The sequence below is a fragment of the Paenibacillus lutimineralis genome, assembly GCF_003991425.1.
Classification (GTDB): domain Bacteria; phylum Bacillota; class Bacilli; order Paenibacillales; family Paenibacillaceae; genus Fontibacillus; species Fontibacillus lutimineralis.
In genome coordinates this window covers 5,991,425-6,015,708 of record NZ_CP034346.1, presented here as the reverse complement: position 1 = coordinate 6,015,708, position 24,284 = coordinate 5,991,425, and the positions used below count along the sequence as shown (strand labels likewise).

Annotated in this window: 19 protein-coding genes; 14 read left to right on the top strand and 5 right to left on the bottom strand. The window is 48.3% G+C overall.

The window, feature by feature from the left end; all coding sequences use genetic code 11:
* Positions 1–88: 88 nt before the first annotated feature.
* The 12 genes from EI981_RS26815 to EI981_RS26760 all read left to right on the top strand — a co-directional run bounded on the left by EI981_RS26815 (position 89) and on the right by EI981_RS26760 (position 14,463).
* Entirely contained in the window at positions 89–949 is an 861-nt protein-coding gene (locus EI981_RS26815) for a uroporphyrinogen-III synthase (protein WP_127003465.1), read from the top strand.
* A 61-nt stretch (positions 950–1,010) separates the two neighbouring features.
* Complete coding sequence (locus tag EI981_RS26810) at positions 1,011–1,319, top strand: phasin family protein (RefSeq protein ID WP_127003463.1); 309 nt, start codon at positions 1,011–1,013, stop codon at positions 1,317–1,319.
* Between the two features lie 3 nt (positions 1,320–1,322).
* Positions 1,323–2,993, top strand: coding sequence for an AarF/UbiB family protein (locus tag EI981_RS26805; RefSeq protein ID WP_127003461.1), 1,671 nt, complete (start codon positions 1,323–1,325; stop codon positions 2,991–2,993).
* 142 nt (positions 2,994–3,135) lie between these two features.
* A complete protein-coding gene (locus EI981_RS26800) occupies positions 3,136–4,005 on the top strand; it encodes a M15 family metallopeptidase (protein WP_127003459.1) in 870 nt (289 codons plus the stop codon).
* Between the two features lie 309 nt (positions 4,006–4,314).
* On the top strand, positions 4,315–5,157 hold the full coding sequence (locus EI981_RS26795; protein ID WP_127003457.1) for an ABC transporter ATP-binding protein: 843 nt from the start codon (positions 4,315–4,317) through the stop codon (positions 5,155–5,157).
* A 2-nt stretch (positions 5,158–5,159) separates the two neighbouring features.
* Positions 5,160–5,948 carry a hypothetical protein gene (locus tag EI981_RS26790; protein WP_127003455.1) on the top strand — a complete coding sequence of 263 codons (789 nt, stop codon included), beginning with the start codon at positions 5,160–5,162 and terminating at the stop codon, positions 5,946–5,948.
* Between the two features lie 242 nt (positions 5,949–6,190).
* On the top strand, positions 6,191–7,012 hold the full coding sequence (locus tag EI981_RS26785; RefSeq protein WP_127003453.1) for a formate/nitrite transporter family protein: 822 nt from the start codon (positions 6,191–6,193) through the stop codon (positions 7,010–7,012).
* A 219-nt stretch (positions 7,013–7,231) separates the two neighbouring features.
* Positions 7,232–9,301, top strand: a complete 2,070-nt coding sequence (locus EI981_RS26780; RefSeq protein WP_127003452.1) for a molybdopterin-containing oxidoreductase family protein — start codon at positions 7,232–7,234, stop codon at positions 9,299–9,301.
* Between the two features lie 81 nt (positions 9,302–9,382).
* Positions 9,383–10,594, top strand: a complete 1,212-nt coding sequence (locus EI981_RS26775) for an MFS transporter (RefSeq protein WP_127003450.1) — start codon at positions 9,383–9,385, stop codon at positions 10,592–10,594.
* Positions 10,595–10,738: 144 nt separating this feature from the next.
* Complete coding sequence (locus EI981_RS26770) at positions 10,739–11,224, top strand: GNAT family N-acetyltransferase (protein ID WP_127003448.1); 486 nt, start codon at positions 10,739–10,741, stop codon at positions 11,222–11,224.
* A 249-nt stretch (positions 11,225–11,473) separates the two neighbouring features.
* Entirely contained in the window at positions 11,474–13,171 is a 1,698-nt protein-coding gene (locus EI981_RS26765; RefSeq protein WP_127003446.1) for a glutamine--tRNA ligase/YqeY domain fusion protein, read from the top strand.
* A 134-nt stretch (positions 13,172–13,305) separates the two neighbouring features.
* The gene (locus EI981_RS26760) at positions 13,306–14,463 is read left to right on the top strand and encodes a cation:proton antiporter (protein WP_127003444.1); all 1,158 of its coding nucleotides are present in this window, start codon (positions 13,306–13,308) and stop codon (positions 14,461–14,463) included.
* A 5-nt stretch (positions 14,464–14,468) separates the two neighbouring features.
* Here EI981_RS26760 and EI981_RS26755 read toward each other — a convergent pair whose 3' ends face one another.
* Positions 14,469–15,446: a LacI family DNA-binding transcriptional regulator gene (locus EI981_RS26755; protein ID WP_127003442.1), complete on the bottom strand. Its 978-nt coding sequence runs from the start codon at positions 15,444–15,446 to the stop codon at positions 14,469–14,471.
* 161 nt (positions 15,447–15,607) lie between these two features.
* Entirely contained in the window at positions 15,608–16,822 is a 1,215-nt protein-coding gene (locus EI981_RS26750; RefSeq protein WP_127003440.1) for an MFS transporter, read from the bottom strand.
* A gap of 148 nt (positions 16,823–16,970) precedes the next feature.
* Here EI981_RS26750 and mobA point away from each other — a divergent pair, with 148 nt between their 5' ends.
* Together mobA and EI981_RS26740 are read left to right on the top strand one after the other, a co-directional pair.
* The gene (gene mobA, locus EI981_RS26745; protein WP_127003438.1) at positions 16,971–17,630 is read left to right on the top strand and encodes a molybdenum cofactor guanylyltransferase; all 660 of its coding nucleotides are present in this window, start codon (positions 16,971–16,973) and stop codon (positions 17,628–17,630) included.
* 227 nt (positions 17,631–17,857) lie between these two features.
* Positions 17,858–18,544, top strand: a complete 687-nt coding sequence (locus EI981_RS26740; RefSeq protein ID WP_127003436.1) for a TorD/DmsD family molecular chaperone — start codon at positions 17,858–17,860, stop codon at positions 18,542–18,544.
* Between the two features lie 84 nt (positions 18,545–18,628).
* Here EI981_RS26740 and EI981_RS26735 read toward each other — a convergent pair whose 3' ends face one another.
* The 3 genes from EI981_RS26735 to EI981_RS26725 all read right to left on the bottom strand — a co-directional run bounded on the left by EI981_RS26735 (position 18,629) and on the right by EI981_RS26725 (position 24,246).
* On the bottom strand, positions 18,629–19,960 hold the full coding sequence (locus tag EI981_RS26735; RefSeq protein ID WP_127000076.1) for an IS3 family transposase: 1,332 nt from the start codon (positions 19,958–19,960) through the stop codon (positions 18,629–18,631).
* Between the two features lie 144 nt (positions 19,961–20,104).
* Positions 20,105–23,281 carry an efflux RND transporter permease subunit gene (locus EI981_RS26730; protein WP_127003434.1) on the bottom strand — a complete coding sequence of 1,059 codons (3,177 nt, stop codon included), beginning with the start codon at positions 23,279–23,281 and terminating at the stop codon, positions 20,105–20,107.
* A 50-nt stretch (positions 23,282–23,331) separates the two neighbouring features.
* A complete protein-coding gene (locus EI981_RS26725) occupies positions 23,332–24,246 on the bottom strand; it encodes a TetR/AcrR family transcriptional regulator (RefSeq protein ID WP_162616283.1) in 915 nt (304 codons plus the stop codon).
* Between the last annotated feature and the right edge of the window lie 38 nt (positions 24,247–24,284).

Below are 24,284 nucleotides of genomic sequence, written 5' to 3'. Positions count from 1 at the left end.
ACTTCGCCATTTCAGTCGTATAATCTGATGCTATACGATAATTACTAGCTCGCATGGCTCGATTATTAGAACTGGGGGGAAGAGAAGCATGGCAAGAAGACTGGAGGGTGTAAGAGTTGCGCTTACCGGGCCGCGGCGGGCGCAGGAATTAGGCAAGCTGGTTGAGAATCTGGGGGGAACCCCACTATACCGACCAGCTCAAGGAACGGTATTGCTTGATGATATTGATCTGCGCAATGGCATTGTCTCGTGGATCAAGAATCCACCGCAATGGTCGGTCTTCACGACGGGCACGGGGCTCGACGCTTTGTTCGACATGGCTGAAGATATGGGCGTTGCCGAGGCGTGGTGGGAGATCCTGGGGAACACTTCGATAGCTGCCAGGGGCTATAAGACGGTAAATGCGCTGAAGAGAAGAAATTTGGTTCCCATCGTGCGTGATGACGATGGGAGTATCGAAGGGTTGATTCGCGGATTGGCGAAGCATGATTTGAGCCATAGCTCTGTCATCGTCCAGTTGCATGGGGATCCTGCCCCGCGGCTGATGTCGTGGCTTGAGGAGCAGGGGGCGAACTGCTCGCAGATATTGCCTTACCGCCATATTGCTCCTCCTGAAGGAGCATTGGAGAAATTGATGCAGGATATCGTCAGTAGGCAGGTTGATGCTGTAGCTTTTACGAGTGGTCCGCAAGTCCGGTTCCTCCTGGAGCATGCCGACAGGCAAGGGCAGAGGCAGGCTCTTATGGATGCCCTACATGGTCCTGTCGTAGCGCTATCCGTGGGAAAAGTGACTGCCCAGGGGCTAATTGAGGCAGGGATCAAGCGAGTGGTCTACCCAGAGGAAGAACGGATGGGCAGTATGATCATTGAGTTGGTCAAGTTCTATGAGACGGAGGACGGTTCCCGTGTCCATCGTGCTGCATTGGACACAGCGAACGCAGAAGAATAGGGATATAATGGATTATAGAGGGGTTATATAGACCAAATTTATTTTGGAAAGGGTGTAACCGATGAGTGATCTGTTGAAGAAGGCTATTTCATTAGGCTGGGGACTTACGATTGTCAGCAAAGAGAAGATTGAAGGTGTCGTGGACGAGTTGGTAAGGCGTGGAGAGCTTGCTCCCTCGGAATCGAAGCAACTGGTGGAGCGCTTGATCGACAAAGGGGCCGAGGAGCAGGATCGCTTCAAGGAACTGATCAATGAACAGGTTAGATCCGTAATGCAGGGCATGGGATTGGCCACGGTAAAAGAAGTGGAGGAGCTCAAAGGCCGGGTGGCGGAATTGGAGAATAAGCTGGCAGAGAACGGGCAGTCATAGGCAATGCGAGTTACTGTACGGCATGCCGGGCGTTACCGGGAGATAGCCATGGCGCTGGGGCGCCATGGCTTTGGTTATATTGCGGAGGAGATTGGACTCACCCGGCTGTTCTCCGTTCCGCTGCGCTGGATTCTGAAGAGTGAGCCGGAGAGCCATACACTGGCGGAGAGAATTCGGCTCGTACTAGAGGAGCTTGGGCCGACCTTTGTGAAGTTGGGACAGCTCGCCAGTACTAGATCCGACTTGCTTCCGGAATCTATCATTGCTGAGTTGGTCAAGCTCCAGGATCAAGTTACTCCATTCTCGGCCAGGGAAGCGAGAGCGATTCTGGAGAGAGAGTTCCATATGCCTGTAGAGGAGCTTCTGGTTGAGTTCAATGAAGTACCGTTAGCCGCTGCCTCTATTGGCCAAGTTCATCAGGGGCGGTTGGCAACTGGAGAAGAAGTAGCGATTAAAATTCAACGCCCGGGGATTTTCCCTATCATTGATCGGGATCTGGATATTCTGAGAAACCTGACGGCGATTGCGAAGAAACGCTGGGGTTGGGTCGGACATTATCAAATACCGCAAATGGTAGAGGAGTTCTCCAGATCGATTAAGGCAGAGCTGGATTATACGGGCGAGGGCCGAAATATGGAGAGGGTCAGTAAACAGTTTACAGGCAGCAAGAAAATATTCATTCCGAAAGTGTACTGGGAATGCACAACCTCTAAAGTACTTACGATGGATTTTGTAGAGGGTATTCATTTGAATAAAGCTTCGGAGATTAAGGCGAGCGGGATCGATGTGAAGGAACTCGCTGCTACCTTGGTCGATGCCATGCTCCATCAAATCTTCATTAGTGGATATTTCCATGCAGATCCACATCCTGGTAATGTGCTGGTTCTTCATGATGGCCGGCTTGTGTTTATTGATTTTGGGATGGTGGGCCGGATTAGCTCCGAGATGAAGGAACAGCTGTCGTCGCTAATTATTGCCTTAATGCGCCGTAATACCGAGGGCATGACAAGGGCCATCCTACGAATGGGCCTGCTGGACGAAGTAGAGGATATGAACGGATTACGCCTCGATCTGGAGCGACTACGGGAGACCTATTATGATATTCCATTCTCCCAGATCAGTATCGGCACTGCGATCAATGATCTGTTCGCTGCAGCGCAGCGGCATGGTGTGGTGCTCCCAGCGGATCTGCTGCTGCTCGGTAAGTCCTTATTGACAGTGGAGGGTGTCTTACAGAGTCTGGATCCAGATATCAGCATTCTTGATCTTGCCGAGCCGTTCGGCAAGAAGCTGCTGCGCGAGAAGCTGGACGCACGCAGGCTAGGGAAGAAGCTGCTGGGCGAAGCTGTTGAATTCGGTGAATCGTTGGCCGATTTGCCACGGCAAATGCAGCGCTTATCCTCAATCATTGGTAAGGGCAAGATTAAGACGGAGATGGACATCCCAGGGATGGAAGAGCTCATGCGCAAGTTTAATCAGATTGGAAACCGCCTTTCCTTCAGTATTGTACTGCTGTCATTCAGCATTATTATGGTCGGCGTTATTATCGGTACTTCCATGACAAATAGTCCGATTCTGCTCTGGAACATACCGGTTATCGATATAGGCTTCGTCATTGCCACATTGATGGTGATATGGCTGTTATATTCTATTTTTAAATCAGGCAGATTTTAGATACTTCTTGAATGTCTATGAGACAGGAAATTTATGATCAACTCTGGTACAATAGTAAGGCCGCGATTTAGAATCGTTCGAATGAAGGTTCGTTGATAATAATCGTAAGACTTTGCAAATAGGTATCAGGGGGACTTAGTGGATGAATACAAAGGTGAAGACGCTGACTATGGTGTCCGCATTACTGCTTGCGATGGCACTTGTGACGGCTTGTAATGACACGAATAAGACAGCTTCCGGCAGCAATCAGCCGGCTGTGAATAACGCTGGTACGAATAATCAGGGGACTGCAGCTCCTGGAGATAGTGAAGCTGACAACAGTAAGAACAATGAAGATCAGGGTAATACGTCGACGGACAATTCAGGGGCGGATAATACAGGCTCTTCGCAAGAGGGAACTGGACCCGATATGGCGGCATCTTCTGATGTGAATAGTGTTGCAGTATTAGTCAATAAGGAGTTTGCACTACCGGATGATTATAATCCGTCAGATCTCGTATATCCGAATGTTCGCTTTACGTTTAAAGAGAAAATAGAGAAACGAATGATGCGCAGCGAAGCCGCTAAGGCGCTGGAGAATCTGTTCGACGGTGCGGAGAAGGATGGAATTTACTTGGCGGGGGTATCGGCCTATCGTTCCCATAAGACGCAGACTGCGTTGTTCAATCGCTATGTTGAGCGGGATGGAGAAGAGAAAGCTAAGACCTACAGCGCTGTGCCTGGGCATAGTGAGCATGAGACAGGACTTGCCATCGATGTGTCCGGTAGCGATGGGAAGTGTGCTGCAGAAGATTGCTTCGGGGACACGAAAGAAGCGGATTGGCTGGCCAAGCATGCTTCGGAATATGGCTTCATTATTCGTTATCCTGAAGGCAAAGATAGTATTACTGGCTACAAATATGAACCTTGGCATATCCGTTATGTTGGCGCTGATATCGCATCCGAGATTGCTGATCGGGGAATTACCCTGGAAGAATATTATGGATCGATTCCCGTAACAGCGAATCCTTAATGGGGTATTCTATATGATAGCGTGCGTGTAAATATGAAGAGGTTAGAATAAAGGTTGGAATATGACCGAATGAGGAAGGGCGCCAAGATGGTGCCCTTTTTTTTCTTTGTTTTGTAGCCCAGATTGACTCCGATCCGCCATTAAAATTGCCAGAAGCCTTAGGTTATAAGGCTGGAACGGTTGTTCTCCTGTGCACGTACACAGGTCTGACAAACATAAATATGTATTGACAAATGATAATGATTATCAGTATCTTTAAGATATTATGGAGCTGTTTTATGGTTGTACAGAGAAAGGGAGTGCGTCAACGTGTCATTGAAGACCTCTCATTTGGATATCGCCTATGAGGATCGCTTGATCGTTCAAGATTTAAATATTTCAATCCCCGCAGGGGAGATTACGGCATTGGTCGGAGCTAACGGCTCAGGGAAATCGACGATATTGAAGACGATGGCCCGTATTCTGCAGCCTAAGTCTGGGACGGTCCTGCTCGACGGGAAATCGATTCACAAGCAATCGACCCGGGAAGTTGCCAAGCAGTTGGCGATTCTTCCGCAGAATCCTACCGCTCCAGAGGGACTTACTGTCCGGGAGCTGGTCTCCTATGGACGCTTCCCCCATCAGAAAGGATTCGGTGGCCTGAAAGCGGAGGACCGCCGCGTTATCGACTGGGCGCTGGAAGCGACGAAGATGAGCGAATTCAGCGAACGTGGGTTGGATCAGTTATCTGGCGGACAACGGCAGCGTGCCTGGATTGCCATGGCGTTGGCACAAGAGACGGATATTCTGTTCCTGGATGAGCCAACGACCTTTCTTGATATGGCCCATCAGCTTGAAGTGATGCAGCTGCTGGAGCAATTGAACCATGATTTGGGGCGGACGATCATTATGGTCGTTCATGATCTGAATCATGCTGCTCGATATTCGCAATATATGGTTGCTATCAAACAAGGGCAAGCCATCTCCTCAGGTACCCCTGAAGAAGTCGTGACGACAGGAGTGCTGCGTGAAGTATTCGGTATAGAAGCAGATATCGTTACAGATCCACGCAGCGGTGTGCCATTATGTCTTCCATATGAGCTGTATCGTGCTGCTGAAGGAAAGGTGCTTCGTGGTAGAAAAGTTGAAATCGCCAATCAGTTGGCCAAATAAGAATGCGAGACATCCAATATGAGTGGCTCTCACAATATTTATCGGTAGTAAGGGATCCCAGACCAGATGCGATTTATAGCGTAGATGCGCAGTTATTGACCGATCAGGAGCAGATCAAGCTGCTCCTGTTAGAATATAAGCACCAGATCCAAGGCAGCAAGATCGATGTCGCTGGGACTTACTTTGCGTCGAGCTGGCGGACAGTCTGTGCAGCGATGATCTATATGACGGCAATGACGGACGTGAGATTGGATCTGTCACCCACTAATTTGAGGATTCAGATCGATTGCGGGAACGGATATCCACAACTTTTATTTGTGCTCAAATCAGCGGCAGAGTTGGCTTGGCCTACAGGCGAGCGTACCGAGTGGCAGCGGAATTCAATGGAGCAATTCTATCGCTCTTTGCAGCCAATTATGTCAGCAATCTCTGCGGTTACTGACCTCCCTCTATCCCAGCTCTGGGGGCAAATTCCGCTAGGGGCCGAATATTACGTGAATCTATTGAGCGGTTTATTTGATGAAGAGCAGCATCGGGAGCACTTGCTAGAAGCCTATGGAGCTCTTACGAAGCATATCAACTGCAGCTGCTTCGGCTTGAAGCGCAATCCTTTTGATGTGAAGGAGATCTGGTTGGATGATCCGTATCAGCCCGGGGAGCAGACGCGTATGAAGCCGACCTGCTGTCTGGCTTATCTGACCGGGGATGGATATTGTTATACCTGTCCGAAGCTAAGCAAGCAGGATCGACAGAAGAGATATCAGGAGATTCAATCGGCATACAGCCAGTAAAATAAGGAATAAGATCTCATTTTCCACTTACAAGCGGAGGATGGGGTCTTTTTTGTAAGGCAAAAAAGTCCCATCATATAGTTTGTGACAAAAATCACATAACCAAAGGATGACCCACGATACAATGAAAGTCGAAATGAAAATCACGCTGTAAGCTAGTCTTGGCGAGACTTGGTTGGCTTAATGATATTAAGCTAAGTTTTTATATAAAAACAAAAAATATTTCAAGGGAGAGAAATTCCATGGCGTATTACAAACCGGATCAGATTGCTCAAGCAACGGTGGAAACCGGAGTGAAGAAGGCACATAATCCACTCTTGACCGTGTTTATTCTCGGTTTCTTGGGCGGGGCGTTTATTGCTCTTGGATTCCTGCTCGATATTCGCGTGATTGCTGGCGCGCCTAAAGAGTGGGGAAGCATTGCAACTTTCATTGGTGCTGCGGTGTTCCCGGTTGGCCTTATTCTAGTGCTGCTGGCGGGGGGCGAACTGTTGACCGGGAATATGATGGCTGTGTCCCTGGCACGGTTCAAGAAGAGAATCACGACGGGCGAAATGTTCAAGAATTTGATCCTGATTACGATCTCCAATTTTGTTGGGGCCTTGTTTGTTGCTTATTTCTTCGGACATGTTGTTGGTCTAACTTCAAGCGGAGTTTACCTCGACAAGCTGGTTGATATGGCAGGACATAAGCTGGACGATAACTTCCTTCAGGCGTTTGTGTCCGGTATTGGCTGTAACTGGCTGGTAGCTCTTGCGGTATGGCTGGCCTATGGCGCAGACAACTTCAGCGGTAAAATACTCGGGATCTGGTTCCCGACCATGGCCTTTGTGGCGATCGGATTCCAGCACGTTGTGGCCAATATGTTTCTGATTCCGGCGGCAATATTTGAAGGTTACTTCTCCTGGGGAGAATACTTCATGAACTTTATTCCTGTTTGGCTCGGTAACTTGACGGGTGGCGCATTGTTCGTTGCCGGAGCCTATTGGGCTGTATACTTGAAAGATGCCAAGGAGGAAACTGCAGTCGATTCGGTGACTGCCAAGGCCGACGCGAAGGCTTAACTCCCATCCATTGAGTTCTATAATATAGATCATCGCAAGTGACTCGTGTATGTCAGGTTCCTTATCAGGAAGGACCTCATGCTCGGGTCATTTGTATTTTTCTAGGTACATGTTTTGAAGGAACTATACATCATGTAATCGGCGAACTGGGGCGTTATCCTATCTATAGACATTCATGCCTGTTATCAAATACAATTACCTAATTAGGAGGGATGAGAGATGGTTCAAGAGGAGAATGGAGTATTTCCTGCAGTATGTCCGTTGGATTGCCCAGACACCTGCGGTTTGCTGCTGCACAAAGAGAATGGACGAATCGTCAAGGTGGCCGGCAACCCGGACCATCCAATCACCCAGGGTGCGATTTGTAATAAAGTAAGAAATATGACAGAACGGATCTATCATCCGGAGCGTGTGCTATATCCTCTCCGCCGTGTAGGGGCCAAAGGGGAAGGCAAGTTTGAACGGATTACCTGGGATGAGGCTATCGCAGAGATTACAGAGCGGTATCAAGGATTGATTAAGGAATATGGTTCAGAGTCGATCCTGCCTTACAGCTTCTATGGAAATATGGGGATGCTCAGCGTGGACGGAATGGACCGCCGGTTCTTCCATCGGCTCGGCTCCTCTCAGCTTCAGCAGGGAATATGCAATTCCGCCGGTAACACTGGCTGGAAATATACGATGGGCTTCGGCGGCGGGACTAGCCCCGAAGAGACGGTACAGGCGAAGCTGATCATCGTGTGGGGCGGTAATCTCGTCAGCACGAATATGCATCAGATCGCTCTGATCGAGAAGGCACGGAAGCAGGGGTCCAAGTTGGTTGTGATCGATGTCCATCGCAATCGGACCGGGCAGCGTGCCGACTGGTTCATTCCTGTCTATCCGGGAACAGACAGCGCACTAGCCCTAGGATTGATGCATGTACTGTTCGAACAGCAGCTTGTGAATGAAGAGTTCTTACAGCAGTATACGATCGGTCATGAACAGCTTCGGGAGCATGTTCGTCAGTATACGCCGGAGCGTGTATCGGTCATTACAGGCGTTCCTACGGAGGATATTGTCAAGCTTGCCTTGATGTATGGACAGACATCTCCAGCCTATATTCATATCGGAAATGGACTTCAACATCATGATAACGGGGGCATGACCGTACGGACGATTACCTGCCTGCCAGCCCTCATAGGACAATGGCTTGTGCCTGGAGGCGGAGCTTATAAATCGAACGGTGCCTATGGGAAAGTGAACGACGATGCCTTGGAGTGTCCGGATCTGCGCCCTAACCCTGATGCGCGAACCGTGAGCATGAATCAAATCGGAGAAGCACTGCTAACCTTGACGCCAAAGATTCGGGCTTTGTTCGTCTATTGCTCTAATCCGGCAGTTGTAGCACCGGATACGGTGAAGGTGGAGCAAGGACTGTCCCGCGAGGATCTGTTCACGGTGGTGCACGACCTGTTCTTGACTGATACGGCGAGGTATGCCGATATCGTGCTGCCGGCGACATCTTCATTTGAGAATACGGATTTATACAATTCATATTGGCATCACTATGTTCAGCTTCAGGAGCCGGTCATTCCTGCCCAGGGAGAGAGCAAGAGCAATGTGGAGACGTTCAAGCTGCTTGCTGAGGCGATGGGATTCGAGGAGGATGCCTTCAAGGACCGTGAGGAAGATATGATTCGTCAGGCTCTCAATTTTACAGCGAACCCTTATCTTGAAGGGATCACGCTGGAAGGTCTTAAACAGCAGCGATTTATGAAACTCAATATGGAACCGAAGCGGCAATTTCTGCAGCGGCTGACGACGCCATCAGGCAAGATCGAGCTATACTCAGCGAGGATGGAGGAAGCAGGGCTTCCACCTCTGCCTACCTACACTCCACTGCAGGAGGGATATGATGGTGAGCGGAGGCCAGGGACTGGCGATGTGTATCCGCTGATGTTTATTTCTCCCCCTAACCATAATTTCTTGAACTCTTCCTTCGGTAATGCAGGCAAGCATATTGAGTTGGAGAAGCAGCCGCTGCTGCAGATCCATCCACAGGATGCGGAGCTACGGGGCATTGCTGATGGTGATGAGGTCATCGTATGGAATGATCGTGGACGCTATCAGGTGAAAGCTTCGGTAACGGATAAGATGCTGCCGGGAACCGTAGTTAGCCAGGGCCTGTGGTGGGATCAGGATGGCAAGTCGCGTAGGGCGAATGCCCTGACCTCCGATCGGTTGGCTGATATGGGCGGTGGAGCGGTGTTCTTCTCTACGGTCGTGGAGGTACAGCGACAGCCTTAGTTGCGGGATTAAATGATAGAACTGTAGAAAATGGTCGAGAACTGCCCTCACACAGGACTGTTCCAGAAGGAGGAATACAGCATGAGAGGCCTAGCTTCATATCCGCGTGAGGTCAAGATTTTTCTGGTAGCAAGCTTGATCAGTTCTGCGGGCGGCGCGTTGATGTGGCCGCTGATTACGATGTTTGTATTCAAAGAGCTGGGAAGAACGGTAACGGATGCCGGTCTTGCCGTGCTGGTTATGTCATTAGGCGGTATATTTGGGCAGCTGCTCGGCGGCTCTTTGTACCACCGCCTTGGAGTAAAGCGCCTGATCGTAGGTGGAGTCGGACTGAACGCACTATTTCTATTGTTGCTGCCTTATGGGAGCGGACAATGGCATTTATTTTTACTATTGATGTGCCTGATTGGTTTTTTTAACTCGATGGCTTTGCCGGCGATTCAGGCCTTTATCGGCTTCCGATTCACAGAGAGACGCGCGGAATTATTCAATATTATTTATGTAGCTAACAATATCGGCGTAGCTCTGGGAACAGCCATCAGTGGATTTTTGGCGCAAATTTCGTATAATCTAAGCTTCATATTGAATGGTTTGATCTCGGCCCTATTTGCCGGCTTCTTCTGGGTTTATTTGAACAAAGTTCAAAAAACGCAGGGCAAGTTCCACGTGGAAAAGAAGAAAGAGAATGCAGATAAGAAGAATAACTGGAATTTGATGTTAAATTACAAGATATATTTCTTCATGGGACTTGGCTCTTTCTTCATCTGGCTGGCTAACTGTGTATGGAATAACGGGGTATCACCCTACACAATCTCGCGAGGGATGCCGGAATGGAATTATAGTATTCTCTGGACGCTGAACGGGATATTGATCTTCGTTGCGCAGCCGCTCATTTCGTGGATCAAACGTGTCTTTGCCGCGACAGAACTGAGACAGATGACGGCAAGTGCTGTATTTTATATGCTGGGCTATGTCATGATCCTTAGCTTCCATACTTATTCGAGCATGGTGCTGGCGATGGTATTGATTACGCTCGGCGAAATGCTGATCTCCCCGGCGATTCCTTCCTTCATATCGGATCATACCGGCAAGTCTGCCCCGTTCTATCTTGGGCTAGTTGGTGGCATGGGGGTAGCGGGAAGGGTAGTAGGTCCTTATGCGATGGGGGTTCTGTTCGATTGGAACGGTCTCGTTCCGGTGGCAGCTTTGGCAGTACTGATCTCCATCCTGTCGATTGCCTCCTTCATGATACATGGCTTATTCAATCGCGATAAAGTGAGAAGGATGGCCTAAGAATCAGTAACAGGTTCCTGTCTAAGGATGTCCGAGGTATAATGATAAATATAAATTTAAGAGGTTGTTCAACAAGTTCGCTTTTAAGCTGAAATCCATACTTTTTGAACACGTACTTTAAGTCTTTGGAAAGGGAACAAGGGGATGTCGAATTCAATTCAAATCAGATTGTCGGAAATGCGCGATGCAGGTGCATTAATGGAGATTGATTCACGAGTGTGGGATACCCGGACAACGCCAGCTCCGATCCAGTGGAACTCGCGTGAGCAATACCTGCAGAAATGTCCTCCGGGTAACCAGCTAGTAGCGGAGATTAACGGAGCGATTGGTGGATATGTTGGCTTCGATTATCCAACCCCATTGTCTAGCAACCGTCATGTGCTGGATATTAATATTGCGGTGCATCCGGATTTCCAGCGACAGGGAATCGGACAACGTCTTATAGAAGCGATAAGAGCTTGGGCTGCCGAACAAGGGGTACGTAAATTGTCCCTGCGTGTACTGACCACTAATCCTGGAGCGGTGGAATTTTACCGGAACTGTGGATTTGTAGAACAGGGGAGACTCGTCCAGGAGTTCTATCTGAATGAGAAGTATGTCGACGATATTCTGATGTACTGTATGTTATGATTGAAGATGGCCACTTTGGCTTCGCCTTGCCATAGAACTTGGATATAGGTATATTTAGAAGAAGAAAAATCGGAAACTATAAGAGGTTGTTCAAAAAGTCCGCTCCTCAGGCCCTAGCTTCATCCAACTGAAGCGTTTTGAAAAAACGCACATCGGAAGCATAAGCTTCGGTGCTGAAAACTGATCTTTTTGAACACGCACTATAACAATTTGTGATCAATAACGGATAGAGACTTAAATGAATGAAAGGTGATAACCGTGGAGAATAACACCAACAACACCACTCCTCCCAACTTTATTAAAAATATTATTTCGGAGGATTTGAAAACAGGCAAACATACATCGATCGTTACACGTTTCCCTCCAGAGCCTAATGGTTACCTGCATATTGGACATGCCAAGGCCATCTGGATTAATTTCACCCTCGCTGACGAATTCGGAGGACGGACGCATCTGCGCTTCGATGATACGAATCCAGTCAAGGAAGATACGGAATATGTGAATTCTATTAAAGAGGATGTCGAATGGCTCGGCTTCAACTGGGAAGAGCTGCACTTTGCTTCCGACTATTTCGATGAGATGTACAACCGCGCCGTTCTGCTGATTAAGAAGGGCAAGGCGTATGTCGATGATCTGAGTGCCGATCAAATCCGCGAAATGCGTGGCACGCTAACAGAGCCTGGGCAAAATAGCCCATTCCGTGACCGTTCGGTGGAAGAGAACCTGGATCTGTTCACGCGTATGCGCGATGGCGAGTTTAAGGACGGAGAAAAAGTATTGCGTGCGAAGATCGATATGGCTTCTCCGAACATTAATCTTCGCGACCCGGTCATTTACCGCATCGTGCATGCATCCCATCATAATACGGGGGATAAATGGTGCATCTATCCGATGTATGCATTCGCTCACCCGCTAGAGGATGCGATCGAAGGCGTAACGCATTCCCTCTGCTCGCTGGAATTCGAAGATCAACGTCCATTCTATGATTGGGTGATCGAAGAGACCGAGATGCCTTGCACTCCACACCAATATGAATTCGGACGTCTTAATCTGGAGCAAACCGTTACGAGTAAGCGGAAGCTGAAGCTACTGGTGGATCAAGGCTTTGTCGATGGCTGGGATGATCCGCGTATGCCGACGATCTCTGGTCTTCGTCGCCGGGGGTATACGCCAGAGGCGATTAAAGCTTTTGTATTCGAGACAGGAATATCCAAGGCCTACGGCAAGATTGATCTGAAGATGCTGGAGCACTTTATTCGTGAGGATCTCAAGCTCAAGGCACCACGGACAATGGCTGTAATCGACCCGCTTAAGGTCGTGATTACGAACTATCCAGAAGGAGAATCCGAGCTGCTTGATGCCGAGAACAATAGTGAGAATGAGGAATTGGGCCATCGTCAGATTCCGTTCTCGCGGGAGATTTACATCGAGCGTGATGACTTTATGGAGAATCCGCCAAGCAAATACTTCCGTCTGTTCCCGGGGAACGAGGTTCGCTTGAAGCATGCTTACTTCATTAAGTGTAATGATGTAATCAAGGATGCCGACGGCAAAGTGATCGAAATTCATTGTACGTATGATCCTGAGACGAAGAGTGGCAGCGGATTTACCGGCCGCAAGGTGAAGGGGACGATTCACTGGGTTGATGCCAGCAGCGCTGTTCCAGCTGAATTCCGCCTGTATGAACCGTTGATCCTGGGTGAGAATGATGATACAGATGAGGAGTCAGCGGAAGAGAAGTCCTTCTTGGACATGATCAACCCGAATTCTCTGACGATCAAGCACGGTTTTGTTGAACCGGGAATGAACGATGCCAAGCCGCAGGATAAGTTCCAATTTTTCCGGCATGGGTATTTCAATGTCGATTCGAAATACTCCAAGCCAGGGCATCCGGTATTCAATCTGATCGTATCCTTGAAGAGTTCTTTTCAATTGCCAAATAAATAATGTTGATTTTGAGGCAGTGCATCAGTTATCATAATGATAAGTGAATAGCTGTTCGTTACGGAGGAGCCTGGTCAAACCAGGCTCCTCTTTGTCTTTTTTTGGGCATGCTATCCTAAAAAACAGGGAGGGATTTAATGTTCTATTTGACTATTCTAATTATTCTACTAGCTACCAAATTGGCCGGTGATTTAACCGCAAGGCTGGGGCAGCCAGCGGTGGTAGGTAAGCTGCTAGTGGGTATCATTATTGGTCCGGCAATGCTCGGTTGGGTAGAGAACTCGCATATGATCGAGGAGTTAAGCGAGATCGGTGTGCTTCTGCTCATGTTCATGGCAGGGCTGGAGACAAATATTGAGGATTTGAAGCGCTCCTTCAAGTCATCGACCGCAGTGGCTCTGGGGGGAATCGCTCTGCCCATGCTTGGAGGTTATTTGGTGGGAATCGCCATCGGTATGGATTCATCCAAGGCCATCTTCCTTGGTTTACTTCTATCGGCTACTTCGGTCAGTATTTCTGTACAAAGTCTTAAGGATCTGGGGCTGCTTAAGAGTAAAGAGAGCACGACCATGCTTGGCGCGGCGATCCTTGATGATATTCTCGTCGTTATTCTGCTGGCTTTTGTCATGAGCATGGTCGGGGGTGAAGAAGTGAATCTGGCGATGGTGATCGGCTACAAGTTCATTTTCTTCGTAATCGTAGCTCTATTCATCTGGAAGATCGCGAAATGGGTGATGAATTGGCTGGCCCCCCTGCGTGTGACCGAGGCGATTATTAGCGCAGGCCTAATCCTCTGCTTCTTCCTTGCCTATGTTGCTGAGCAGTTCGGCGTGGCAGGTATTATCGGTGCCTTTGCCGCTGGGCTGGCCATCTCACAGACGGACTACAAGCATGAGGTCGAGCATAAATTGCAGCCGATTGCTTATACGATATTTGTGCCCATTTTCTTCGTCAGCGTGGGCTTCTCCGTTAGCTTTAAAGGACTGGGCTCCCAGATAGGATTACTCATACTGTTCTTTGTAGTTGCCCTTCTGACAAAGCTGATCGGGTCCGGACTAGGCGCTAGACTGACCGGTTATTCCAGACGTTCTGCTCTTGGGATAGGATCGGGGATGGTATCACGCGGAGAAGTGGCGTTGATTATAGCGACAATTGGTCTGGAGAGTGGTCTTCTGGAGCGGGAGTACTTCACCGTTCTCGTGATCGTCGTCATTCTGACAACCTTAGTGACTCCGCTACTGCTGAAGGCTACGCTTGGTAAGCAGCAGCAGAATCAACCTGACATTGAACATTAAAAGCCTCATACAGTCTTACGTTCAATCAATTTGAATTGGAGGTTCTCAGATGCAGGTTCTAACGTCCGATCCGTAATTTGCTTATAAATGATTGCAAAGGCGCGAGCGCCGATATTACTCAGTTGGATATCGATCGTCGTGATGCCAAGCAATTCAGATATAGGCTGATTATCAAAGCCGATGATGGCAATATCCTCCGGTACCCGGAATCCATACTGCGGAGCGGTGAGCAGTACGCCGGCGGCGACTTCATCCCCAGCAATCAGTAGGGCGGTAGGCCTCTCATCCAAGCTGTGCAACCAAGGAAAGATCGCGGCGCTGTCCTTCATGTCCCGATAACCATCCAGCATCCATTCTGCACGTCCGTTACCTCCCAATGTTTGTAGAGTGTCATAGTAAGCACTTATCCGTTTGCGGCCGCTGGAATTGTTCAGGCGATTTAAGGCGAATCCGATGTTTCGGTGCCCCTTCTCCCATAGGAAGGTTATAGCGGTCTGGAAACTTAGGTAATGATCATAATAGACGGAGGATAGGCGGCGATCCTTCACGTCCTCGCATAATAGAATAGGACCGTATGCCGAATAAGGCTCGATTTGATCGAGCGAAGCGGAGCGGGAAGTGATGATGATCCCATCGATCTGCTTGTTCTTTAGCATTTCCAGCACTTTCATTTCTTCATCGAGACTATATCGGGATTGGCACAGTATCAACTGGTAGTTATATTTAAGAGCTTCACTCGCGATGCCCTCCATCAGCCGCATGAAGTATGGATGGTTAATGTGAGGGAGAATGACGGCAACCGTCTGTGTTATACCCTTAATAAGGTGAACGGCGTTCATATTTCGTGCATATTGCAAACGTTCGATCGCTTCCTCTACCGCTTTTCGCTTCGCTTCACTCACATAAGGATGTTTATTGAGTACGCGCGAGACGGTAGATACAGATACACCGGCGGCTTCGGCAATTTGTTTGATATTCGGCATGATGGGCTATCTCCTCGCAAATCGATTTCAAAAAAGGCTTGCTCTGGTATGCATTTCATAGTGTAAACTGAAATTGCAAGAAAGAAAACAAACCTCCGACCGGCGTTACCTTGTTCAAGGGCGTGACAATCGGAGGGATGTTTTCTTTTTTTTGGCCGTAGCTATGATTTAGGCTGTGAGATCGCTGGCGGATAGCCATTCTTATGAAAATGGTACCATAATGCCCCGTAGCCAATCGCTGCGAAGAGGGTCATCATCACCCCCATCTGATACATGATCACAGGTCCGAAATCCTGGAAGGTGAATCCGCCGAGGAGACCTGCGACGATGCCGGTAACCCCACTGAGCATGAAGCTGTATACTGCCTGTCCTGCAGCACGTAATGAGCTGGGCAGGAACAATCCGATCAACCGTGTACCGACATAGAAGAACCCGCCGAAGGTGATCGCATGTAGAAGCTGAATGATAATTACCTGAACCGGGAGCGCTGCGTCGGCCATCATATCCCAGCGTATGGCGAACAGAATGCTAACAATCGTCAAGGTGCCGATAAAATAAGTCATTTTATTCTTGAGGTAACGATTTAGCAGAACGAAAGCCGCCATCTCAAGCAGTGTAGATAGAAATACCGCTATTCCGACCGAAAGCCGATCGCCTCCGAGATCACTAATATATAAAGGCATAAACAGCGCATTAATTGAGTTAGGTATAGCTATAAATAGTCCGAGTACGATGAAGAGGACAAAATATTTGTTCTTCAGTACCTGTCGAAATTGTCTGGCGCTGACCCAAGGCATGTCCGCCGTATATCGGGATGACGGAAGAATTAGAGTCGAACTGATGGACAGGATAAGCATAATGCTGAACAGCAAGGAGAAGCCATTCTTCCCTGTTGCATCGATCGTAATTCCTGCCGCGAGAGCCGCGGTTGCCCAGCCGAGGGAGCCCCATAACCGATAGGTCTCAAATCTCTGATTGCTATTGGTCGCATATCCCAGAGTCAAGCTGTTGCTCTGTGAGAGCAAGGGGCTTTGGAAGAAGAAGACCAGCAGCACTACAATATATAGCATTTGAAAAGTATCTACTCTGAACAATAAATGACCGATCGCCAGTAAGCCGATCAGCATGACAAGCAGGATGAGCCGGATGTTGTGGAACCGATCACTCATCAATCTCCAGAAGGGATGAGCCAGTAGAGAAACGAGCGGTCCGGCTGAGATCAGAATACCAATCTCCAGCTTGTTCATTCCAATATCCTGCAAATATAATTGAAAGAAGGCGGCAAAGATAACCGTTGTCCCATAGATGAAAAAATTCAGTAGTCCCAATGATAGCAAAGAGGACGAATGATGTGGATTGTCCCGCAAAAGCGCCATTCCTTTCTATTGATGGTAGTTCGAAGAGGGTACTTATCGACCTTGTTCCAAAAGTCCTATAGCATCAATTTAACACACAGATGAAAAGGGATACAAACCAAGTTTTCTTTAATCTTACAATTATTTATAAATCGGAGGTGGATAATCTGTGGATATCACATCAATTATTATAGCTGGCGGGCGTTCAAGCCGGATGGGGACCAATAAAGCATTGCTCCCGCTGAATGGCATGGCGGTGATCGAGAAGATGATCGGGGAGCTAGAGTCGGTATCGCAGCGGATATTGATCGCAGGCGGCCAGCATCATGATTATAACCATCTTGGACCAGAGGTTGTTATGGATCAATATCCGGACATGGGTCCACTTGCTGGGCTGTATGCCGGATTATCGGCTGCAACAACGGAGTGGAGTCTGGTAGTGGCCTGTGATTTGCCTTTTGTTCATAGGGGTGTCTTTGCAGAGATAAGAGAGCGAGTAACACGAATAGAGGAGGAGAATGCTTCTATTGAGAAAGAGGAACGTGTTCAGGCCATTATTGTGAAGGCCGGCGGAAGAATTCAGCCTTTACTGGCTGCATATAGGCAGGGAGTGCTGCCTGGACTGCAGCTTGCTCTCGAGGGTGGCAGACTCCGAATGAGCGAGTGGGTGGCAAGCATCCATGTTGAATATATTGATGGAGCTGATCTGGCGGATAAGTTTGATGACACGGAGGGAATGTTGCAATTTAATATGAATGATATTGAGGATTATGAATGGGCGAGAGCCATGCTCTCTGGAGAGAAGCCGAGGAGGGACTTCCCACAATGAGGATGTCCAGTTCTGAGCTGTAACAATGTTGTGACAAACATCATGATTAAAGCGTTTTCATTAGGATATAATGGAATTGGATACATGATACCCCTTAATCATGTGTCGGTATATGGAAGAGAGATGATTTCCGACAACGATTAAGGAAGTCATCTTTTTTTAAACTGGCATAAATGAAGTTGGACTTGTATATATATTTCGCAGAATAGAACAGGGAGATGACCGAAATGGCTATGTTGTTCAATGAACAGGCTGTCATATCGCAGGAGCAGGCTAAGTGGCTGAAGCTTAGAGGCTGGGGATACCGATTGCTGGTGGATTTCTTAGGCAGACCGCCTCGCATGTCTTTGATTGCGCAGTGGCATAGACAAGTGGAGTTGAACAACACTGTACCTATGAGTAAGGGCGGTCGTAGATTGATTAACTATTTAGAGAGCATACCAGAGAATGAGATTCGCCGGGTTTGCTATAATGAAGTCGAAGAATTTGAACGCTTGTTCATGGGTCCAACCGCGAAGGTGCCAACCTGCGAGAGCTTGTATCGGGCTAAAGAGGAAGGCATTGAGGCCTCTGAGTGTGCTTTGGATATCAGAACATTCTATATGGAGAGCAGTATCGCCTTCAATAAGCTGAACGGGGAACGGGATGATCATATCGCCCTGGAGCTGGAGTATATGGCTGTCATGTCCGAGGAGATGCTGGATAAGCTAAATCTGCGTGAAAGTCTGCTTGAAGGACTAGATCTGCAAATCAGGTTCCTGGAGTCCCATTTGTTGAAATGGACGGAAGGATTTACATCCAGATTGATTGCGGCCACCACCAGTCCATTGTATATCGGGCTGGCTGAGATGATGAATGAATTTCTGAATGAAGATTTGCATAGACTGCAAGCTTGGCGTGCGCAGCTTCAATAATTTTCTGGCAATATAGAAGAAGACCACAGCAGCGTTTGAACTGTAACCCCCTTTGTGGACAGCATTGAAAAAGCGACTATGGTCTTAGGCAGCTAAGAGATGGCTTCTGAATTCATCAGGAGTCATCTTTTTTAATGTCCATTGATAGCGTTCTGAATTGTAATGGGCCATATACTCATTAACCTGTAGACGCAGTTCTTTAAGAGATTGACAATCTTTGTAGTTAAGTTCGTCCTTCATATGACCAAAGAACGACTCCATGGACGCATTATCCCAGCAGTTTCCTTTACGAGACATCGACTGCTTAAACCCAGCCTTGGCGATGAGGAGACGGGTTTTAGGGTGTGTATAGTGTGTCCCCTGGTCGGAATGGAAGATGGCGTCTGGATGAATATTACCGTCCAATCGTTTGAGTAAGCGAGCCATGGTCCGTTCAACCAACGTTAACTCCAAAGTTGAAGAGAGATAGTGCGCCAATATTTGCTTCGTAGCACCATCCTTCACACAAGAAAGATACGCCCACTGACCGCTACCATAGCGCATGTATGTGATGTCTGTAAGGAAGACCTTCTCTGGTTCTCCCTGATCAAACTTGCGCTCCAAAAGGTTAGGACATGTACGATGTTCTTGCGTCGCTTTAGCCATCTTGCGATAAGGATTGGCTTGACGGATCGTAGCTACTAATCCGAACTTGCGCATGATACGACGAATCTTTTTATGATTCATTACTATGCCATTCAATTTCTCCAGCCTCATTTTGATGACCAATGCGCCTGCTTTTCCGTTCAAGGCTTCAAAATGCCCCTTAATAAGCTGGAAGTCGTATTGATCGGCTGTCTCTCGCAGCTGACGTGTTTCTTCAGCGCTGCACCAACGATAATAGCCGCTCGAACTAACTTCAGCAATTCGACAAAGGTAACGTGTTAAACGTCGTAACGCATGCTTACGAACCGTTTGATTAATGAGCTGAAAGCGCTCGGAAGGCGTCAACTCCTTACTGTTTCGCCTTTCGAGCGCTTCTAGCTTTTTTAAAAGCTCGTTCTCCGCTTCGAGGAGTTTAATCCGAGCTTCTGCTTGTTTCAGCTTCTCTTCTGCTGACGATTCACGTTTTGATCGTCTACCTGTACTTCCTATACCTCTGCGCTCCGCTAGCAAGCCAGCCTCACCGTACTTAGCATAGGTCTCTCTCCAACGGTATAGGCTCTCTGTAGGTGTCCTCTGACCGATAAGTTCGATATTAAAGCCTGCTTTCAGAAAAATTTCCATTGGTGGCTCTCCCGCTTGGTTAGCTTGCACCGCTGCGAGCTTAAAAGCTGGGGCATACGAGATGTTCCTCCCCGATACGCGGCTTACGTTCGGATTGGACTCCAACAGCCTGATCTCTACTTCAGTATATCCTGTTCTGATTTTCCTCATGATGTTCATTCCCCGTGTTTTCTCGATAGTATGATTAAAACACAAAAACCCGTAAGAGGTCACTTTTTTCAAGTGTCCATCTTACGGGTTACAGTTCAGTTATTCGCTGCTGTGGTCTTCTTTGTTTATGCTGAATAATTCGAATTAATCCAAGTCGTGGGTTACTGGGCCACGCCGACGGAATTTCATCAGGAATTCGTAGACGACTGGCACGATCACGAGCGTCAGTAGTGTGGAACTGATGAGGCCGCCGATAACGGTAATGCCGAGGCCGCGTGATATAATGCCCGCACTGTTCTCCAGTCCTGTTACGAGAGGCAACAGGGCGCCGATCGTAGCGAGAGCTGTCATGAGAATCGGACGCAGACGGGTAGCGCCGGCTTCCAGCAACGCTTCGCGGGTCGTAAGACCTTCGCGTTCTTTATGAATAACACGGTCGATCAATACGATTGCATTCGTGACGACAATGCCAATGAGCATCAATACGCCCATCAAGGCGGATACGTTCAACGTCTCGCCACCAATCAGCAGACCGACAATGGCGCCGATAACGATAAATGGCAGGGAGAACAGGATGGTGAACGGTGCTAGGCCGCCGCCGAAGGTTACGACCAGAACGAAGTATACAATAGCAATCGCTGCAAGCATGGCGATACCAAGCTGACCGAAGGTGTCGTTAATTTGCTCGGTGACACCACCGAAATTAACACTTACGCCTTCTGGCAAATCCAACTTATCGATTTTGTCCTGTAAGGATGTAGATGCCTTCTGTACGTCAGTGGTCAGGACCTTAGCGCTGACTTCTACGACCATCTTGCCATCCGTACGCGTGATCGAGTTCGGAGAAGTTCCTTTCTCGACTTTTGCTACTTCCTTGATTGGTACTTGCATACCCAGCGGTGATGTAATGGTCTCGTTCTCGATGTCCGCTACGCTGGAGTAGGTATTGCTGTCCGCTTCAATGTAGACATTATAATTCTTGCCGTCAATATCCACTTCCGTTAATACCGGACGTTCGTGAACTGGGCTAAGCTTCATAGCGATCTGACCTGCGGTAAGCCCGAGCGAGCTCAGCTTTTGTTGATCCGCTACCAATGTATATTGATCATAGGTCTCGGAGAGGCTGGTCTTGCCTTTCTCGAACTGCTTCGTGTCTTCCCCAATCCACTTCAGGATCTGGTCAGAGACTGGCTTGATCTGCTCCAGACTGTCACCGAATACGTTAACGCTGAGTGAGCTTCCACCCATGCCACCCATCATCGCTTCTGACATATCCGACCAGCTGCCCTCAGGCACTTCTTTCTTCAAACCTTCGATCAATTCATTCTTCGCTTTATCAAATTTCTTCGTATCTTTATCATATCCGATGTAGAAGAGAGCCGAGTTAGATGATCCCATGCCTAGCGGATTGCTTCCGCCGATGGAGTACTGCATTTTCTCTACTCCTTGTTGATCAAGGACATATTTCTCGGCCTTCAGCATTTTAGCTTCTACATCTTCAAGCAGCTCGCCAGGAGCTGGGGAATAAGTTACCATCACATATTTATCACTTTGCTCAGGAAGGAAGCTTACGCCGACCAGCGGGGTCAGGAACAAGCTGCCGACGAGCAGCAGGATAGCTGAGCCGAAGGTGATCCATTTGTGGGACAGGCACCAATTAAGAGCTTTCTTATAATATAGCGCCAGGCCTTTTGGATTACTGTCATGGTCATGAGTGCTCTTCAAGCCCTTACGGAACAAGGTATGGGCCAACGCCGGAACAAGAGTGATAGCTACCAGCAAGGACGCCATTAGTGAGAATACCATCGTCAGGGCGAATGGCTTGAACAGTTCGCCAACCATGCCACTCACGAATGCCATTGGCAGGAAGACGGCGATTGTTACGATCGTAGAAGACATAATCGGAACGAACATTTCACGCGTTGCCGCTACGATCAGCTTGCCGCCCTTGAGCGTCTCGCCGGTAAGCGACATTCTGCGGTATATATTCTCGATGACGACGATTGAGTCATCGACAACCCGACCGATGGCGACGGTCATCGCACCGAGCGTCATCATATTCAGCGTAATATCCATCTGCTTCAGCAGCAGTACCGCAATCAACAGCGAGAGCGGGATGGAAATAATCGAGATGATCGTTGAACGGAAGTTCCGCAGGAAGATCAGGATAATCAGCACGGCGAACAGAGCGCCGAAGACTGCCTTCATCAGCATCGTATTTACCGAATCTGTAATCGGCTGTCCTTGGTCGAGCATCACGGAGAAGCTAATATGACCGTATTCCTTCTGCAGTTCATCCGCTTTGTCCTTAACACGGTTCACGACATCTACCGTATTGGCATCGTTATCTTTGACAATCTGAATGCCTATCGATTCCTTGCCGTTCGTACGAGAGATCGATTCGGCCTTGCCGATCGTCTTGATCTCAGCGATATCGCCGAGCTTCACTGTTGGTATCCCCATTGGGATAGCTCCCATGGCACCCTGTGGAGTTGCGTCGGCCCCAGGAGCGCCTGCAGGCATATTGCCCTGTCCACCAACGGCTTCGCTTCCAACTGGAGCGCCTGATGCGCTTGGTATGACTGGAATGGCCAGATTCTTCAGGTCATCCACGGTAGTGATGTTGCCATCGACAACGACAGCCTTCTGTGACTGTTCCATATTGAACAGACCGAGCGGAACACGTAATGCCGAGCCTTGTACGATTCCCTTAACGGTATCCTCGCTAAGGCCAAGTTCTTTCATTTTTGCCTCATTGAACTTCAGGCTGACTTCTTTGATATATTGTCCGGCAATTTGCACGGAGGCAACGCCGTCAAGATCCTCCAGAGCGGGACCAATCTCATTGTTGATCAGTCGGGTCAGCGACTCCAGATTGCCTGATTCCGTATCGGACACGCTAAGTGACACGACTGGCATGGAGCTCAGGCTGAATCTTGTAATTTGTGGCTTGCGAACACCATCCGGCAGTTGGACATCGTTCAGTGCTTCACGAACAGCGGCTGTAGCGTTATCGAGATTCTTGCCATAGTCAAATTCAACGAAGAGGGAGGATGCATTCTCCATCGAGGTTGAAGTGATCGTCTTAACACCGTCGACATTACGCAATCGCTGTTCCAACGGTTTGCTTACATCCTGAACAACACCTTCTGGCGCTGCCCCTGGGTAGACGGTCGTAATACTAAGGAAAGGAACGTCAATATTAGGAATGCTCTCTTGCTTCATAGTCAAGCCGCTATATAAACCGGTAACCGTAACGATAATGGTTAACAGCCAAATCGCAAATTTATTGCGAATTGAGAAATTAATGACACTCTTCATAAACAGGGTTCTGCTCCTCTCTGTTTCTCCTATTTAAATAGTCGTTTCTATTACGCTTGGGTATAATAAGGCCGCAGCAATCTTTGCAGCTCGTCTAGGCTGCTCTCTATCTGAGGGAGATCAAGATCTTCCAGCGTGGCGACCATACCCTTGAGAATGACTCGACGGGGCCGAGGGCGGAGCAATTCTTCTTCAAGAATTTGCAGCGCTTCAATCCCTTGCCCACGCTCGCTGGCGATTCCGCTTTCTTTTTCCAGAAGCTCCTTCATCTCTTTAATGGTGAGCAGGGGATGCTTATCCGGCTCGCGGCTGTTCTCTCCGCATTTTCCATAATCGTATATAAGCGCTTCTGGTATTAACGGTGTAGGCCGGGTCTTAAGTAGATGTTCTACGGTTGAATCCAGTATATCGATCAGGTAGGTGGAAATTCGGTGCGTGTCTGTGGTCATGTTATGATCGAATACCAGCTTAGCGTAAGTACCAATCATGCCTTGCGAGAAGATGATAAGATCAGCCATATAAGGGTCAATTACATCTCCATAGGCGGATATTAGTATTTTTTTGGTATAATGAAGTAACTTGACGTTATTTTTATTCATGATGTTGGGATTCTTGTAGATGTTTCCTTTAATGATCCATTCCTTAAATTGCATGAGCAAGAACTCCCTTAGCTCAAGAACGAGCTCAAGCAGAACTTCGACCGCACGAACTAATTTGTCCCGCGAAGACAAATCGGCGTCTTGTTCAACTTGAAGCAACTCAGCTTGTAGCATCTGGAAGCAGTAGTCAAAGAGGCTAAGTTCCAGCTCATCTTTGGATTTGAAATGTAAATAGAGACTCCCCTTGGACATTCCACATAATTCTGCAATTTCTTGCATTGATGTTGCAGATGAACCTTTTGCGGCGAACAATTGCATGGCGGTTCTCAAGATTAACTGTTTTTTGTCGTCGGTTTTGCTAGACAATGAGTGACCTCCTTCCCAATGTGACTTGTAAGTACTCA